The organism is Streptomyces sp. H27-D2, from assembly GCF_035828615.1.
In the GTDB taxonomy this organism is placed as follows: Bacteria; Actinomycetota; Actinomycetes; order Streptomycetales; family Streptomycetaceae; genus Streptomyces.
On the sequence record NZ_JAYMZR010000078.1, the window covers coordinates 1 to 15,652 of the forward strand.

Consider the following 15,652-nt stretch of genomic DNA (forward strand, 5'->3'; position numbering starts at 1 on the left):
GGCGGGGTGGCTGGGCGGGACACGCGGGTTCACCCGCGCCGCGATCGTGCGGAGCGGGGACACGGGCGGCGCCGACGGGGGCGGGCTGCTCGGCTCCCGGGCCGCCCCGCCGCCGTCGGCGCCCGCTCCGGAACCGGCGCCGGGAGAACCCGCGCCGGAAGCCGGCGGAAACCCGCGCGCCGCGCACCGGGTCGCGCTGCCGGAAGGCGGACGGCCGTTGCAGATCGTCCGGGAGACGGTGCGGCTGATCGCCGAACACGGCTTCCACGCCGTCCGCGTCTCCGACATCGCCGGCGCCTGCGGCACCAGCACCGCCACCATCCACTACCACTTCCCCGGCCGCGACGAACTCCTCGAAGCCGCGATCCGCTGGTGCATGGACGAGGACACCGCCCGGCGCGAGGCGGGCATGGCCGCGGCGGGCGACGCCGCCGGGGAACTCCGCTGCCTCATCGCGCTGCAGACACCGCGCACCGAGCAGCAGCGGCGGCAGTGGCTGGTCTGGCTGGACCTGTGGGCCGAGGCCGCCCGCTCCACCGCCGTCGGACGACTGCACGCCCGCTTCTACCGCCAGTGGCGCGCCACCCTCGCCGACGTGCTGCGGCGCGGCGTCGAGCAGCGCGTCTTCCGGGCCGGCCTCGACCCGGAGTTCGCCGCGCTGCGGCTCACCGCGCTGATCGACGGGCTCGCCACCCAGGTGCTCGCGACCGCCCCCGGCAGCACCACACCCGAGGACATGCACACCGTGCTCACCGCCTTCGTCGACGGCGAACTGGCGGCAGGGGCCGGCCCGGCCCCGGGGCCCGCGACCCCAACGGAATCACCAACACCAGTCACCCCGGAAACACCAGCAGAACCAGTGGAAGAGGCCCTGCCATGAACGACGAAGTCATCATCACCTGCGCCCTCACCGGCGCGGGCGACACCGCGAGCCGCAGCCCGCACGTCCCCGTGACGCCCGAGCAGATAGCCAAGTCCGCGGTCGAGGCCGCCGGCGCCGGCGCCGCCATCGTGCACATCCACGTACGCGACCCCGAGACCGGCGCCCCGTCCCGCGACCCGAAGCTCTACGCCGAGGTCGTCGAGCGGGTCAAGGAGACCGGCACCGACGTCATCATCAACCTCACCGCGGGCATGGGCGGTGACCTGGTCATCGACCCGGAGAACCCGCTCCAGCACCTGCCCGGCACCGACCTCGTCAGCGGGATGGACCGACTGCCGCACGTCGAGGAGCTGCTGCCGGACATCTGCACCCTGGACTGCGGCTCGCTGAACTTCGGTGACGGCAGCAACCTCTACGTCTCCACCCCCGACATGCTGCGCACCGGCGCCAAGCGCATCCAGGAGCTGGGCGTACGCCCCGAGCTGGAGATCTTCGACACCGGCCAGCTGTGGTTCGCCAAGCAGCTGCACGCCGAGGGGCTGCTCGACGACCCCACCGTCTTCCAGCTCTGCATGGGCGTCCCGTGGGGCGCCCCGGCCGACCCCGGCGTCCTGCAGTCCATGGTCAACATGCTGCCGGCGGGCGCCCAGTGGGCCAGCTTCTCGCTCGGCCGGATGCAGATGCCTTGGGTCGCGCAGTCCATCCTGCTCGGCGGCAACGTCCGGGTCGGTCTTGAGGACAACCTCTACCTCGCCAAGGGCGTCAAGGCGACCAACGGCCAACTGGTCGAGCGGGCCGCGCAGATCACCGAGCTGCTCGGCGCGAAGGTCGCCACCCCGGACCAGGCGCGGGCCACCCTCGGCCTCAAGCCGCGCGCCTGACACCCCCGGCCCGGCGCCCCGCGGGGCCGGGCCCGCAGCACCGATCCCGTACGACAGTTTTGGAGTCCCCCATGCCCGAATCCCCCGTCCCCTGCACCCCCGAGGACGTCCGGCGCGTCGCCTGCATCGGCGCCGGGGTGATCGGCGGCGGCTGGGTCGCGCACTTCCTCGCCCGCGGCTACGACGTCACCGCCTGGGACCCGGCGCCCGACGCCGAGGACAGGCTGCGCCGTCTCGTCGCCTCCGCCTGGCCCGCCCTGGAACAGCTCGGCCTGGCCGACGGCGCCTCGCAGGACCGCCTCACCATCGCGCCGACCCTCGCCGAGGCGGTGGCCGACGCGCAGTTCGTCCAGGAGAGCGCCCCGGAGAAGCTGGACCTCAAGCGCGACCTGCTGGCCGAACTCGACGCGGCCGCCCCGGCGGGCGTGGTCATAGCCTCGTCCACCTCCGGCTACCCCATGACCGACATGCAGGACAAGGCGACGACCCCCGGCCGGCTGGTCGTCGGGCACCCGTTCAACCCGCCGTACCTGATCCCGCTGGTCGAGGTCGTCGGCGGGGAGCGGACCGGGCGCGCTGCCGTGGAGTGGGCGTCCGCGTTCTACGCCGTCGCCGGCAAGTCCGTGATCACCATGGAGCAGGAGCTCCCCGGCTTCATCGCCAACCGGCTGCAGGAAGCCCTGTGGCGGGAGGCGCTGCACATGGTGGCGGCCGGAGAGGCTACGGTCGAGGACATCGACGCCTCCATCACCGAGGGGCCCGGCTTGCGCTGGGCGTTCATGGGCCCGTGCCTCACCTTCGCGCTGGCAGGCGGCGAAGGCGGCATGGCGCACATGCTGGATCACTTCGGCCCCTCGCTGAAGTCCCCCTGGACCCGGCTGGAGGCGCCCGAACTGGACGACGCGCTGCGTGAGGCGATGGTCAGCGGCTGCGAGGAAGCGGCCGGCGAGCGCACATACGCACAACTCGTCGCCGAGCGCGACCAGGGCGTCATCGACGTACTGCGCGCGACCGGGCGGCTGGGAAACCGGACGAAGGGCGCGAAGCGATGACAGAGACAACCATGACGCAGACGGCAGAGGCGGCACAGCCCGCGGAGACGACAGGGACAGCAGTGGGCCTCCCGGTGTTCCGAGAGGCCGTGCGCGAGGACTGGCTCGACTACAACGGCCACCTGAGCGAGGCGTTCTACGTCCTCGTCTTCGGTTACGCGACGGACGCCATGATGGTCCGGATCGGGCTCGGCGGGGCCTACCGGGAGCAGAGCGGCTGCTCGCTCTACACGGTCGAGGCGCACGTCCGTTATCTCCGCGAGGTCGGCTCGGGCGCCGAGCTCGCCATCCGCACCCGGATTCTGGGCACGGACAGCAAGAAGGTGCGCTTCGTCCACGAGATGTTCGTAGGCGACGCCGTGAACGACCCCGAGGGCGAGCCGGTGGCCACCGAGGAACTGTTCGCCCTCCACGTCGACAAGCAGGGCGGCCACGCGACCCCGCTGCCGCCGGAAGTCCAGCAGCTGCTGGCGGCGGCCACCGCCCCGGGGCCCGCACCGGAGTGGGCGGGCCGGGGCATCCGTACGGTCTAGGGCCTGTTCCGGCAGGCTTTGCCCGGTCGCGGCACTAGCGGGTCGAGCCCGCCCCGGCGCACCGGCCGGGCAGCCGCGCCGGGGCGGCTCAGCCGGGCAGTTCCCGGTCGTGCGGGGCCCGGTGGGCGCTGTGGCCGGTGGGCCGGTCCGGGAGTACGAACTCGCACCACACCGACTTGCCGGTGCCGCGCGACTCCACTCCCCAGATGTCGGCCAGCCGGTCCACCAGCAGCAGGCCGCGGCCCGAGACGCCCGCCTCCCCCGGCTCCCTGCGCCGGGGCAGCGTGCTGGAGCGGTCGGCCACGTCCAGCCGCAGCCGGCGTTCGGCGCCGGCCATCAGCCGGACCGTCACCGTCGCGCCGTCGTCGGTGTGCAGCAGCGCGTTGGTCACCAGCTCGTCGACGACCAGCTCGATCTCGTCCGACCGCTCCCGGGCGCCCCAGGTGCGGACCGCCGCGCAGATCGTGTGGCGGGACACCGACAGGGCCTCCGGGTCGGCCGGGGCGATGTACTGGTGCAGCCGGTGCTCCAGGCCCGGCGTCTCGGTGCCCTCGCGGCGCAGCAGCAGCAGCGCCATGTCGTCCTCGCCCGACCGCTCCCCCAGCACCTCGCACAGGTGGTCGGCCAACTCCTCGATTTCGTACGGCCCTTGGCGCACCAGCTCGGCGAACAGCCGCAGCCCGTCGTCCAGGTCGCCGCCGGGCTGTTCGACCAGGCCGTCGGTGCACATCAGCAGGGTCTCGCCCGGCTCCAGTTCCACCGGGGTGACCGGGTACTCCAGCCGGCCGAACTGGACCGAGAGCCCCAGCGGCAGGCCGCCGGGCACCAGCACCTGGCGGCAGGTGCCGTCGGTCTGCCGCAGCAGCGGGTCGATATGGCCGGCCCGTACCACTTGGAGCACTCCGGTGGAGGGGTCCGCCTCGGCGTAGATGCAGGTCGCGAAGCGGTCGGTGTCCAGTTCCTGCAGGAACAGCGAGGCGCGGGCCATCACGGTGGCGGGTGCGTGCCCCTCGGCCGCGTAGGCCCGCAGGACGATCCGCAGCTGGCCCATCACGGCGGTGGCGTGGGTGTCGTGCCCCTGGACGTCGCCGATCACCGCGCCCACCCGGCCGCCGGGCAGCCGGATGACGTCGTACCAGTCGCCGCCGATGTCGCGGCCGAGCCGCGCGGAGCGGTAGCGGACCGCTATCCGGGTGCCGGAGACGCTCGGGATGCTGCGCGGCAGCATGGCCTGCTGCAGGCTCTTGGCCAGATCGTGCTCCTGGTCGTAGAGCATCGCTCGTTTCAGGCTCTGCGCGATGCTGCTGCCGAGCGCGACGACGAGGTTGCGCTCGTCGGGGGTGAAGATTTCCTTGTCGCTGTAGAGCAGCCCGATCGCACCGATCGGCCGCCCCTGGGCGATCAGCGGGAGGTAGGCGGCGGCCGAGATGTTCAGGTGCGCGATATCGGGCCACAGCAGCGGGTAGCTGTCGGCGAAGTCGTCGCGGGAGGTGATGTAGCGGGGCGTGAGGGTGCGCACCACCTCGCTCATCGGGTAGTTCTGGTCGAGCCGGGTGTACTCGGTGCCCGGTACGAAGCTGCCGGGCTGCCCCTCCGCGACGAGGTGGATGCGGGATCCCTCGACCAGCCCCATGACCAGGCTGGTCGCGCCGAGCCGCCCCATGCCGCTGGAGTCCTGGAGGACGTCGATGACGTCGGCGACCGTCCTGGCGTGGGCGAGGGCCGCGGTGGTCTCCTCCACGACGCTGGTCTGGCGGCGGCGCACGTCGTCCAGCGCGAGGCGTTCGGCGGAGTGGTCGAGCTCGCCGGTGGCGTCCCGGACGACGCCGATGATGCGGTACGGGCGTCCGACGGCGTCGCGCTGGATGCGGCCCTGGGTGTGCGCCCAGCGCAGGGTGCCCTCGCGGCTCCGGGTCCGGAAGTACACGCCGTAGCCGTCGCTGCCGTTCTTGAGCGCCTGCGCCACCAGGGCGTCCAGCCGGGTGCCCTCGGCGGCGGGCACCCGGAGCGCCAGCGTGGTCGGCCTCAGGTCGTACTCGTGCGGGAGCAGGTCGAAGACCTCCAGCCCGGAGGCGTCCAGGTGCATCAGGCCGGTGTCGAGGTTCCAGTCGAAGGTGCCCATGCGGTTGAGGGCGAGGCTCACCTCGGGGGACGCGGGCCATTCATGCGTCGGCGCCGTGGCGCCCCACACCACTTCTTGATCAACCATGTCGCCCTCCCGACGTGGTCAACCGCGCTCAGCGGCCCGCCGACGATGCCGATATACACCCTCGTCCACTCTGTCACTACTTCCGCACATATTCGAACGCAACACCTCCGTGCGCCCCCGCTCAACGGCCGCACGGGCGGTGCGGCGCCAGGGGCGACGAGGGCACGGGCAGCGGCGGCGTCAGTACGGGCGGTCGCCCGCGATGGCGACACGCTCCGCCACGCGATGGTGCGGAGCGTAGTCGTCGACCGCGTAGTGCTGGGTGGCGCGGTTGTCCCAGAACGCCACGTCGCCCGCCTGCCAACGGAACCGCACCTGGTACTCCGGGACGTGCGCCTGCTGGAAGAGGTAGCGCAGCAGCCGGTCGCTCTCGTCGCGGTCCAGGCCGGTGATGCGGGTGGTGAAGGATGTGTTGACGAACAGCATCCGCCGGCCTGTCTCGGGGTGGGTGCGCACCACCGGGTGCTCGACCGGCGGGAAGGTGTCCTGGAGCGGGACGAGGCGCTCGGCGCCGTAGAAGCGGAGGAAGCCGGGGATGAAGTCGTGCACGGCGGTGGCGCCGTCGATCCGGTCCTTCACCTCCTGCGGGAGGTTGTCGTAGGCGGCGGCCATGTCGGCCCACATCGTGTCGCCGCCGGACGGCGGGACCTCGCGGAGCTGCAGCACGGCCCCGAGCGCGGGCCGCTCCCGGAAGGTGACGTCGGTGTGCCAGACGTTCTCGTAGGTGGGCACCCCGCCGCGGCCCTTGGCGAAGCGGACCACGTCGGAGGAAGCACCGCTGGCGAGCAGCGGGTTGACCTCCAGCTCGCCCCAGTTCCGCGCGAAGCCGCTCTGTTGCGCGGGGGTGAGGTGCTGGGCGCGGAAGAAGAGCGCCTTCCACTCCAGCAGAGCGCGATTCAGCTCCTCGCGCAGGGCGGCGTCCAGCGGGCGCGTGAGATCGACGCCGCGGATCTCGGCGCCGATGGTGCGGCCCTGGGGCACGATCTCGAAACGCTCGTACGGGCGCTCCGGCCACCCCTCGGGCAGCCGGGTGAGCGTCCGCCGCCCCTCGTACATGCCGTCCTCGGGCACCCGTGCCTCGCGCAGCGGCGGGGCGGTGTCAGGGGCGACGGGGGCGTTCCGGCCGGCTTGTGCGGTCTCGGGATCGGCGACGGTCACGGGGTCCTCCTCACCGCCGCGCGCACGGCGACAGGCGTCACAGCGTGCACGAGAGCGGGACATCGTACGAAGTGGGGAAAAGGGGCGCTAGTTCAGCGCGTCGGTGGACGAATCGACACCGACCGGGCGGAACGGAGCAGTAGCTGACGGAGCAGTAGCTAGAGGCCCGACCGCTCGCACCCGCGACGGTCGGGAACGCGCAGCGTCCCCACCGAGTCGAACGAGTGCTTGATCATGACGGCCATTGTGGGAGCCGGGGCTCGCGCCGTCAAGGCGGCACCGATCAGAAACGGTCACTCTGCCCCGTCGGCGACCAGATCGAACACTGTCTCAAAGAATCGATAAAGCTCCATATTTATCGATCCAACTGGATAATAAGCGAATTTCCGGTGGTCAATTTTACACAAATTAAAAACGAAGCGGTCAAGCAGCATCCTGACGATGTGGCCCGACATGCAGCATCAGCACCCCTGACCTGGGTTTCCTATGAGCCCTGCCGGGCATATATCGTGCGGCGAAAGAAGGGAACGCCGGTTCGAGAATTATGGCGCCGACCAGAACTCCCTTCCTCCCGGTGAATGAAGAACGCTATTGATCGCAGCATTGTTCGATCGAACCGGAAAGAAGGTGTGTGGTGATCACACAGAACCAGACCCCGCTGGAGATACCGTCCTTCTATTGTCCCATTCCCGCTGCCGCCCACCCCGACACCGCCGGCTTCGACCGTCGGTCGGCCGACTGGTTCCGCGGTTTCGGCGCCTGTGACGACGAAGCGATCAAGCGGCTGTCCGAGGGCAAGGTCGCCCTGGTTCCCGGACTGGCTCTGCCGCACGGGATTCCCGAGGTCGTTGAAATCGCCACGAATTTTGAGTATTTGGGCCACGGATTCGATGAAATCGCCTTCGAGGCAGGGCGTTTCGGCCAACAGCCCGACGAAGCGGCGGGGCTGCTGGCCCTGATGACACGCGTCATCGAGGTCCCCGAGGCGCCCGTGCTGGAGGACAATCCCTGGGCCGCCGGCCTGCGGGACCTGCGCCGGAGCCTGGAGCGACACGCCACCCCCACCCAGATGTCCCGCTGGGTGGCCGCTTGGCGACGCTATTTCTTCGGCCTCGGATGGGAGACCCTGCACCGCAGCCAGGGCACCCTCCCCTCCCTCAATGAATTCATCTCCATGCGTATGGCCGGGACGGTCGGAATGGAGATCCTTACCACCATGAGCGATATCGCGGAAGGCTATGAGCTGCCGACCGCCGAATTGGAGAAACCCGCCGTCCGGGCCCTCATCGAAATGAGCTGGATGCTGGTCGCACTGGACAACGACCTGTATTCGTACCACCGTGAGGCATTGCTTCAGGGGAATGGGCTCAACGCCATAGACGTCGTCGCCAGGGAAGACGGTTGTACGACCACGCAGGCAGTCCCCAAAGTCGTGGCGATGCGTGACCGGGTGATGTGCCTTTTCCTCCGACTCCGTGACCAGCTCGCGTTGGATTCGGGATGGGAACTGAACCGGTATGTCGCCACCCTGGCGCAATGGGTGCGCGCGCACCTCGACTGGGCACTGGCCAGCCCGCGCTACCTCACCCCGCTGGGGGCCGACAGCCCACCCGGCACCTGGGCGCAGCTGCCCACTTCCTACGCCCCACGCCCCACCGACGACAACCTCGAACCTTTGCCGATCCCGGCCGTCGCCTGGTGGTGGCGGTGCGCCGATCTCACCCACTCACCGGCGGCGCCGGCCCCCACACCGGCCCTGCCGCTGCCCCGCCACCGCAGCGCCGCCTAGAGCGCGGACCGTCCGGGACCGGCCGCCCGGTCCCGGACGGTCCCGGGGCGGTCCCGGACCGACTCACCAGCCGCGCAGCCAGCGCCTGAACCGCTGCCAGCGGGTCGGGGCCGGAGCCGACCGCTCGGGCGGAGCGGGGAAGCGCGGCGGCATCGGCGGGGCCAGCGGCGCCGGTCCGGGCATCGGGCGGCGGGCGCTGCCCGGCACGGGCGCCTGCGCGCCGAGCGCGTCGGCGTTCTCGGGCTCCGGTCTGCGCGCGCTGAACTCCACGGGCAGTGAGACCAGATGCCGGGCCACCCAGGACGAGACCCAGCTCAACTCGCTCTCGGCGACGGACAGCCGGAGGTCGGGCAGCCGGATGAGCAGGGCGTCGATCCCGCTGTCCGTGATGGCCCGGCCGATGTCCTGCCCCGGGCACTCGTGCGGGCCGCCGCTGAAGGCGAGGTGGGACCGGTTGCCGTGCATGGGCGCGGCGAGGTCCGGGCGGATGACGGGGTCGACGTTGCCCGCGGCCAGGCCGAGCAGCAGCATGTCCCCGGCCTTGATCTGCTGACCGGCGAGTTCGGTGTCCGCCGTCGCCCAGCGGCCCGGGACCACGGCGAGCGGCGGCTCGTTCCACAGCACCTGCTCCACCGCGTCCGGCAGCGTCATATGGCCGCCCGCCAGCGAGGCGCGGAAGCGCGGGTCGGTGAGCACCATCCGCAGCGTGTTGACGATCAGGTTGGTGGTGGTCTCGTTGCCGGTGAGCAGGACCAGCCGCAGGTGCTGCACCACCTCGTCGTCGGTGAGGTCGGAGCGGTGTGTCAGCAGCCACGACGCGAGGTCCTCGCCGGGGCTGACGTGCTTGCGCGCCACGAGCTGCCGGACGGCCTCGGTGACGTACTCATTGCTGCGGACGGCCGACTCGGATCCCTTGATCAGCTCCCGGCTGGCCTCGACCAGCCGCGGACCGTCCTCGTCGGGCATCCCGATCAGGTGCGTCAGCACCAGCATGGGCAGTTGCTGGGCGAACTGGACCAGCAGTTCTGCCCGCCCCGCGCCGGAGAAGTCGTCGATCAGCTGATTGGCGAGCCGGGTGACATGGCGGCGGATGCCGCGGCGGTCGAAGCGCCCCATGCTCTCGGTGACCGCGGCGCGCAGCCGCTCGTGCTCCTCGCCGTCGGCGAACATGCAGGTGGGCTGCCAGGCGATGACCGGCAGCAGGGTGGAGTCGGGCGCGATGTTCCCCTGGCGCAGATCGCGCCAGTGCCGCGAGTCGCGGGAGAAGCGCGAGGGCGTACGGGTGACTTCCAGGTTCTCCCGGTAGCCCAGGAGCAGCCAGGCGGGTACGTCGCCGTCCAACTGGACCGGCGCCACCGGGCCATGGGTCGCGCGCAGCCGCTCGTACAGCCCCATCGGGTCGCTGGAGTGCTCAGGCCCGAAGAGGTCCGCCAGGCCGCCGGCCTCCGGGTGGCCGTGGGCCGGACAGCCCGGGGGCGGCACGGTCGCCGGGTCGGTGCGAACGTCGTCAGGAGGGGTCACAGTGGCTCCGGGGTCGCGGTGGTCATGGAGTGCAGATAGCGGGTGAGCGCCAGCAGGACGTCGCGGCACGAGCCGCGGTCGCGGGCGTCGCAGTCGATCATCGGCACCGAATCGGGCAGGTCCATGGCGGCCCGGAGATCCTGCATGGGGTAACTGGGCGCGCCCGGGAAGGTGTTGACGGCGACGACGAACGGCACCCCGCGCTCCTCCAGCCGGCCGACCACGTCGAAGCTCACTTCGAGGCGGCGGGTGTCGATCAGGACCACGGCGCCCAGGGCCCCTTCGAACAGGCCGTTCCAGAGGAACCAGAAGCGCTCCTGGCCGGGCGTGCCGAACAGGTAGAGCACCAGGCGTTCGTTCAGGCTGATCCGGCCGAAGTCCATCGCCACGGTGGTCGCGGTCTTGCGCTCCACCCCGGAGGTGTCGTCGACTCCGACGCCCGCCTGGGTCATCGTCTCCTCGGTGGTCAGCGGCCGGATCTCGGTCACCGAGCCGACCAGGGTCGTCTTGCCGACCCCGAAGCCACCGACGATCACCACCTTCACCGCGGCGGTCGTCGTGGCGGCCAGGGTGTCCTCGGTCCGGGGCCCGACGGGGATCTCAGAGGTTTTGTAGTCCATGCATCACCGCTTTGAGGAGGTCGACGTCGGGCAGCGCCGCGGCCGGGATGGGCGCACGGGCCTCCGCCCGGCCGTCCGAGAGCAGGTCCGTGAGCAACACCGTGACCGTGCTGACGGGCAGCACCAGATAGGCGGAGATCTCGGCGACGGACAGCGGGTAGTGGCACATCCGCAGGATCGAGGCGTGCTCGGGCTGGGTGCCCGGCTGCGGCACCGAGCGGGAGACGATCAGGGTGACGAGGTCGAGGGAGTCCTTCTGCGCCTCGGCCGGCTCCGTACGGCCGGTGGAGACCACGTACAGCCGCTCGGGGGCGCCTTCCGCGGTCTCCTTCTCCTTGCCGTCGTCGCCACCGTCGCCGGCGCCGTCGTTGGCGTTCTTGGTGTCGGGCTCGCTCATGTGACCTGCTCGTCCACGCGCGGTGGGCTGCTGAGGTGTTCACCGATGCGCGCCACCAGATCGCGCATGCGCTGCCCCATCAGCCCGGCGTCCACTCCCTCGTCGGCCAGCACCGCCAGATACGCGCCGGCGCCGGCAGCCATGAGGTAGAAGAAGCCGCCGCTGACCTCGATGACCACCAGCCGCATCCGGCCGCTGCCGTGCGGGAACTCCGCGGCGACGGCCCCCGAGAGGCTCTGCAGTCCGGCGCAGGCGGCGGCCAGCCGGTCGGCGGTGTCGATGTCGGTGCCGACTTGCGCGATGCACAGGCCGTCCGACGACAGCACCACCACATGCCGGGTCTGCGGGACGCTGGACGCGAGGTCGTTGAGCATCCAGTCCATGTTGAGCCGCTGCTGTGTCACGTGCCTACTCATCCCCATCTGACGACGCGTCGTAGTTCTGCCGGCCGGTTTCGACTATCGACGGCTCGACCGACGGCTCACCGGAAACGCCGTCCTGGAAGGCGGCCAGCCAGATCCCCGGCTGCACGGCCGACTCCGCGGGGCGCTGCGGGGCGGGCCGGGGGGCGGCGGGCGACGCCGCCCTGCGCGGCGCCGTACCGGGGCCGCGGCGGCGGCGCTGCGGCCGGCCAGCGTCGTTGCGGGGCCCGGGGATCGGTTCGTCCATGCCCGCCATACCCAGCACTCCCGAACCGTTGCGCATGCCCATCGGCATCGCCCGCCGTACCGGCTTGGGCGGTGGCAGGACCGCGGCCCTGGCGATCATGCCGCCGGGGACAGGGGTCGCGGTGATCAGGTTCTGCGGCACCACGAGCACCGCTCGGACGCCGCCGTACGCCGAGGGGCGCAGCGAGACCTGGAAGGCGTTGGCGTGCGACAGCTTGCTGACCACGGCCAGCCCCAGCCTCGGCGACTCGCCGAGGTCGTTGAGGTCGAGGCCGGACTCGGCGGCCTGCGCGAGCACCCGCTCGGCGCGCACTCTGGCCTCCTCGGTGAGGCCGACTCCGGCGTCCTCGATCTCGACCGCGACACCGGACTGCACCTCGATCGCGGTCAGGTGCACGCGGGTCTGCGGCGGCGAGTAGCGGGTGGCGTTGTCCAGGAGTTCGGCGAGCGCGTGGATCAGCGGCTCCACCCCGGGGCCGACCACGCCGACCTCGGCCACCGAGTGCAGTTCCACCCGCTGGTAGTCGATGATCCGGGACATGGCTCCGCGCAGCACGTTGTAGAGCGGAATGCTCTTCTGCCACTGCCGGCCGGGGCGGGAGCCGCCCAGCACCGCGATGCTGTCGGCGAGCCGGCCGATGAGCGCGGTGCCGTGGTCCAGGTGCAGCAGGTCGCCGAAGACCGCCGGGTCGGCGCCGTGCCGGTCCTCCATCTCCCGCATGTCCTGAGCCTGTTGGTGGACGATGGCCTGGACCCGGCGGGCGATGTTGACGAACGCGCGCTGGGCGGAGTCGCGGAGGTCCCCCTCGGCCTGCACGGCCTGTATCACGGACCGCAGCACCGCCGAGTGCGCCGCCTCGAACCGGGGGTCGAGCCGGGTCTGCCAGACGACGCCGCGCAGCACCTCCTCGATGGACAGGCCCTTCTGGAGCCGGGACATGGCGGCCGGCAGCAGGTCCGAGGCCAGCCGCAGGGTCTCCGTCTCCTGTTCGGCCAGCCGCCGCCGCAGGCCGTCCTCCTGCGCCGCGTGCCGCTGGCGCAGTACGGCGATCACCCTGCCCCGGTGCACCACCTCCAGGGAGGCGAGCGCGACGGCGAGCAGGGCCACCAGAGCGCACCAGGCGACGGGCACCCGCGCGTCGGCCGGGACCGCGACGACGGCCAGCGCCGCGCACACCGCCAGGACCGCAGGGGGAATTATCCACAGGGGCGCGGAGGCGGGTCGCCGGCCTCCTGGGGACGAGTCGGCAAGAACCATCGACTTCCTCAATACATCGCGAAAGGATTATTGGGCGGCGGGTGCGCCACGGCACCTGTGGCGGGCCTCGAATGCGGCCCGGCCCCGATAACGCGCGGCACCGCGACAGCCGGCGGCGACCTGCAGTAATGACTCCAGCTCGCTGCGCGACATGGAGCATAGCCCTTTCGACTTGGGCCCGGCATGAAGATGTCGTTTTCCCAGGAATGCACTGTTGTACGTACTCAAAACACCGATTGAAGCGATCAATCTGTTGCATTCGTGCCATCGATTGAAGCCAGACCCTTGGCAATATCGAGCAATCCCCTGCGGATCCCGGACGCCGCACGACGGGGTCGGCCGCGCTGCCCCGGCCGGGCCCGGCCGCCCCGCCCCGAGCCGGGGGCCGAGCACGCCGGGACGACTCCCGGCGCATAAACTGCGTCCATCGCGGGGGCATGGATCAGGGGGATGCCTCCGCATCGTCCGGTCTTGGGGGGAACGTGCTCGCCAGCAGAATGTCCGCAGCACCCGCGCACGGCAGCCGCGTATGAGCAAGCACCGCCGCAAGGCGCCCCCCTGCTCCGGCATACCCCCGGTGACCACGGACGACGCTTGCGCCACGTACCCCGCCGGCGGCGGACGCCGGCGCAGAACACCCGCGGTCACCCCGCTGGGACGTGCGGCGCGCGCCGCGCGGCAACCCCTCCAGCGGTTCCTCACCGCCTTCCCCGCGGTCGCCAGGACCGCCCGCCGGATGCGGTGGCACTACCCCCGCCCGGGCAGACGCGGCTTCCGCCGCTGGCTGCCCTCCTGGCAGCAGTGGCTGACCGTCGTCCTGACCGGCGCCGTCGGGCTCGGCACGCTGGTCGGCTACGCGTACTGGCAGGCGGAGATACCGAAGAACCTCAACTCCTTCGCCACCCAGCAGAACAACATCTACTACTGGGCGGACGGCAGCGAGATGGCCCGCAGCGGCTGGGTCAGCCGGCAGGAGATGCCGCTGGAAAAGGTCCCGCAGGATGTGCGGTGGGCCGTGTTGGCCGCCGAGAACGAGACCTTCTACTCCGACTACGGCGTCTCGCCCTCGGGAATCGCCCGCGCCGCCCTGCGGATGGGCGCCGGCGGCGACACCCAGGGCGGCTCCACCATCACCCAGCAATACGTGAAGAACGCCTACCTGAACCAGGACCAGACGCTTTCCCGCAAATTCACCGAGATGCTCATCAGCGTCAAACTGGATAATCGAATGAGCAAGCGAGAGATCCTCCAGGGATACCTCAATACGAGCTGGTTCGGGCGCGGCACGTACGGCATCCAGCGCGCCGCCCAGGCGTACTACGGCAAAGAGGTCTCAGAACTCGACGCGAGCGAGGGCGCCTTCCTGGCCTCCCTGCTCAAGGGGGCCGCGCTGTACGACCCGACGGTGAGCGACGCCAACCGCCGGCGCGCCGAGGAGCGGTGGGACTGGACGCTCGACCGGATGGTCAAGATCGGCAAGCTCTCCGCGAAGGAACGGGCCGGCTTCACCGTCTTCCCCACCCCGAAGGCCGCGCCGAAAGCCACCGGCCTCAGCGGCCAGTCGGGCTATCTGATGGGGATGGCCAAGGCCTACCTGGGCAAGCACACCCGGATCCCCGACGCCGAGTTCGACCGCGGCGGCTACCAGATCTACACGACGTTCGAGAAGCCGAGGGTCGAGGCGCTGAGCAAGGCGGTGCGCAAGGTCCGGGCCGACCTCGACCCGGACAAGCGCTCCACCGACCGGTACGTACGCGTCGGCGCGGCCTCCGTCGCCCCCGACGGACGCGTGCTCGCCGTGCACGGCGGCGAGGACTACCTCCGGCAGGGCTCCAACGACGCCAACGCGGTGAACGTGCCGGCCGGCACCGCCTTCACCCCCTTCGTCTACGCGGCCGCGCTGCGCGAGGGCGTGCAGAAGAAGCGCGGCGCGGCCCGCGTCCCCGTCTCCCCCGGCACCCCCTACGACGGCGACGACAAGGTCTCCGTCAAGACGCCCGAAGGGCCGTACTGGGACCGGAGCGGGAAGATCGTGAAGGTGAGCAACGACGGGGGCAGGTCCTGGGGCCGGATCAGCCTGCGCGAGGCGATGGTCCACTCCGTCAACACGCCGCTCATCCAACTCGGCATGGACGTCGGCCTGGAGGGCGTGCGCCGCACCGCGCGGGACGCCGGGCTGCTGGAGGCCAGCTTCGGGCCGCAGGTGCCCGCGTTCTCGCTCGGCAACTCCACGCCGAGCGCGCTGCGGATGGCCGGCGCGTACGGCACCTTCGCGGCCGGCGGCCTGCACACCGAGCCGTACTCGGTGCTCCGGGTGACCCGCAACGGCGCGAAGATCGCGATGCCCCGGCCGCCGGCCGACCGCGCACTGAGTCCGCAGGTGGCGGCGCGCGTCACGGACGCGCTCCGCGGCGCGGTGCAGACCCCGGACGGCCACGCGGCGGCGGCGCGCGCCGTCGGCCCCGGGGCCGCGGGCAAGAGCGGCACCGAACCGGACAACAAGTCCGCGTGGTTCGCCGGCTACACCGCCCAGGAGTCGACCGCCGTCGCGCTGTTCCGGCTGGAGCCGAAGACGCTGGAGCTGCTGCCGCTCAACGGCCTCGGCGGCGGCTCCCGGTCCGCGGCGGGCAGCCGCTACCCGATCCAGATCTGGACGGACTACATGAAGGCGGGCGCGCGGTAG

13 protein-coding genes are annotated in these 15,652 nt (G+C 71.4%); 6 read left to right on the forward strand and 7 right to left on the reverse strand.

Annotation, left to right across the window (positions count from 1 at the left end; genetic code table 11):
- From QMK28_RS25460 to QMK28_RS25475, 4 genes are all read left to right on the forward strand, one after another.
- Nucleotides 1-880 (forward strand): TetR/AcrR family transcriptional regulator (locus QMK28_RS25460; protein ID WP_326441924.1); only part of this gene is annotated, 880 nt, incomplete at its 5' end.
- Nucleotides 877-1,764 (forward strand): 3-keto-5-aminohexanoate cleavage protein, encoded by an 888-nt coding sequence (locus tag QMK28_RS25465; RefSeq protein WP_326441925.1) that lies wholly within the window; start codon nucleotides 877-879, stop codon nucleotides 1,762-1,764. The genes QMK28_RS25460 and QMK28_RS25465, both read left to right, overlap by 4 nt.
- 71 nt (nucleotides 1,765-1,835) lie before the next feature.
- Nucleotides 1,836-2,816: a 3-hydroxyacyl-CoA dehydrogenase NAD-binding domain-containing protein gene (locus QMK28_RS25470; RefSeq protein WP_326441926.1), complete on the forward strand. Its 981-nt coding sequence runs from the start codon at nucleotides 1,836-1,838 to the stop codon at nucleotides 2,814-2,816.
- Between the two features lie 11 nt (nucleotides 2,817-2,827).
- Complete coding sequence (locus QMK28_RS25475) at nucleotides 2,828-3,349, forward strand: thioesterase family protein (protein WP_326441927.1); 522 nt, start codon at nucleotides 2,828-2,830, stop codon at nucleotides 3,347-3,349.
- An 88-nt stretch (nucleotides 3,350-3,437) separates the two neighbouring features.
- Here QMK28_RS25475 and QMK28_RS25480 read toward each other — a convergent pair whose 3' ends face one another.
- Both QMK28_RS25480 and QMK28_RS25485 read right to left on the reverse strand, forming a co-directional pair.
- A complete protein-coding gene (locus tag QMK28_RS25480; RefSeq protein ID WP_326441928.1) occupies nucleotides 3,438-5,558 on the reverse strand; it encodes a SpoIIE family protein phosphatase in 2,121 nt (706 codons plus the stop codon).
- A 180-nt stretch (nucleotides 5,559-5,738) separates the two neighbouring features.
- Nucleotides 5,739-6,614: a TauD/TfdA dioxygenase family protein gene (locus QMK28_RS25485; protein ID WP_326441949.1), complete on the reverse strand. Its 876-nt coding sequence runs from the start codon at nucleotides 6,612-6,614 to the stop codon at nucleotides 5,739-5,741.
- Nucleotides 6,615-7,350: 736 nt separating this feature from the next.
- Between QMK28_RS25485 and QMK28_RS25490 the strand changes: the two genes are divergently transcribed.
- Nucleotides 7,351-8,505: a terpene synthase family protein gene (locus QMK28_RS25490; RefSeq protein WP_326441929.1), complete on the forward strand. Its 1,155-nt coding sequence runs from the start codon at nucleotides 7,351-7,353 to the stop codon at nucleotides 8,503-8,505.
- A gap of 63 nt (nucleotides 8,506-8,568) precedes the next feature.
- Here the strand turns inward: QMK28_RS25490 and QMK28_RS25495 are convergent, their stop codons facing one another.
- The 5 genes from QMK28_RS25495 to QMK28_RS25515 are packed head-to-tail and all read right to left on the reverse strand — an operon-like array spanning nucleotide 8,569 to nucleotide 12,969.
- A complete protein-coding gene (locus QMK28_RS25495; RefSeq protein ID WP_443050821.1) occupies nucleotides 8,569-10,026 on the reverse strand; it encodes a cytochrome P450 in 1,458 nt (485 codons plus the stop codon).
- Nucleotides 10,023-10,646 (reverse strand): GTP-binding protein, encoded by a 624-nt coding sequence (locus QMK28_RS25500; protein WP_326441930.1) that lies wholly within the window; start codon nucleotides 10,644-10,646, stop codon nucleotides 10,023-10,025. Before QMK28_RS25500 ends, QMK28_RS25495 begins: the two co-directional genes overlap by 4 nt.
- Entirely contained in the window at nucleotides 10,627-11,043 is a 417-nt protein-coding gene (locus QMK28_RS25505; protein ID WP_326441931.1) for a DUF742 domain-containing protein, read from the reverse strand. The genes QMK28_RS25500 and QMK28_RS25505 overlap by 20 nt, the downstream gene beginning before the upstream one ends.
- Entirely contained in the window at nucleotides 11,040-11,426 is a 387-nt protein-coding gene (locus tag QMK28_RS25510) for a roadblock/LC7 domain-containing protein (protein WP_443050822.1), read from the reverse strand. The genes QMK28_RS25505 and QMK28_RS25510 overlap by 4 nt, the downstream gene beginning before the upstream one ends.
- A gap of 25 nt (nucleotides 11,427-11,451) precedes the next feature.
- Entirely contained in the window at nucleotides 11,452-12,969 is a 1,518-nt protein-coding gene (locus tag QMK28_RS25515; RefSeq protein WP_326441933.1) for an ATP-binding protein, read from the reverse strand.
- Between the two features lie 736 nt (nucleotides 12,970-13,705).
- Between QMK28_RS25515 and QMK28_RS25520 the strand changes: the two genes are divergently transcribed.
- The gene (locus tag QMK28_RS25520; RefSeq protein ID WP_326441951.1) at nucleotides 13,706-15,652 is read left to right on the forward strand and encodes a transglycosylase domain-containing protein; all 1,947 of its coding nucleotides are present in this window, start codon (nucleotides 13,706-13,708) and stop codon (nucleotides 15,650-15,652) included.

Bases quoted from the DNA above. Each gene is read 5' to 3' on its own strand.
- QMK28_RS25465 (WP_326441925.1), top strand. From the start codon at position 877: ATGAACGACGAAGTCATCATCACCTGCGCCCTCACCGGCGCGGGCGAC.
- QMK28_RS25470 (WP_326441926.1), top strand. From the start codon at position 1,836: ATGCCCGAATCCCCCGTCCCCTGCACCCCCGAGGACGTCCGGCGCGTC.
- QMK28_RS25475 (WP_326441927.1), top strand. From the start codon at position 2,828: ATGACGCAGACGGCAGAGGCGGCACAGCCCGCGGAGACGACAGGGACA.
- QMK28_RS25480 (WP_326441928.1), bottom strand. From the start codon at position 5,558: ATGGTTGATCAAGAAGTGGTGTGGGGCGCCACGGCGCCGACGCATGAA.
- QMK28_RS25485 (WP_326441949.1), bottom strand. From the start codon at position 6,614: ATGTACGAGGGGCGGCGGACGCTCACCCGGCTGCCCGAGGGGTGGCCG.
- QMK28_RS25500 (WP_326441930.1), bottom strand. From the start codon at position 10,646: ATGGACTACAAAACCTCTGAGATCCCCGTCGGGCCCCGGACCGAGGAC.
- QMK28_RS25505 (WP_326441931.1), bottom strand. From the start codon at position 11,043: ATGAGCGAGCCCGACACCAAGAACGCCAACGACGGCGCCGGCGACGGT.
- QMK28_RS25510 (WP_443050822.1), bottom strand. From the start codon at position 11,426: ATGGACTGGATGCTCAACGACCTCGCGTCCAGCGTCCCGCAGACCCGG.
- QMK28_RS25515 (WP_326441933.1), bottom strand. From the start codon at position 12,969: ATGGTTCTTGCCGACTCGTCCCCAGGAGGCCGGCGACCCGCCTCCGCG.
- QMK28_RS25520 (WP_326441951.1), top strand. From the start codon at position 13,706: ATGCGGTGGCACTACCCCCGCCCGGGCAGACGCGGCTTCCGCCGCTGG.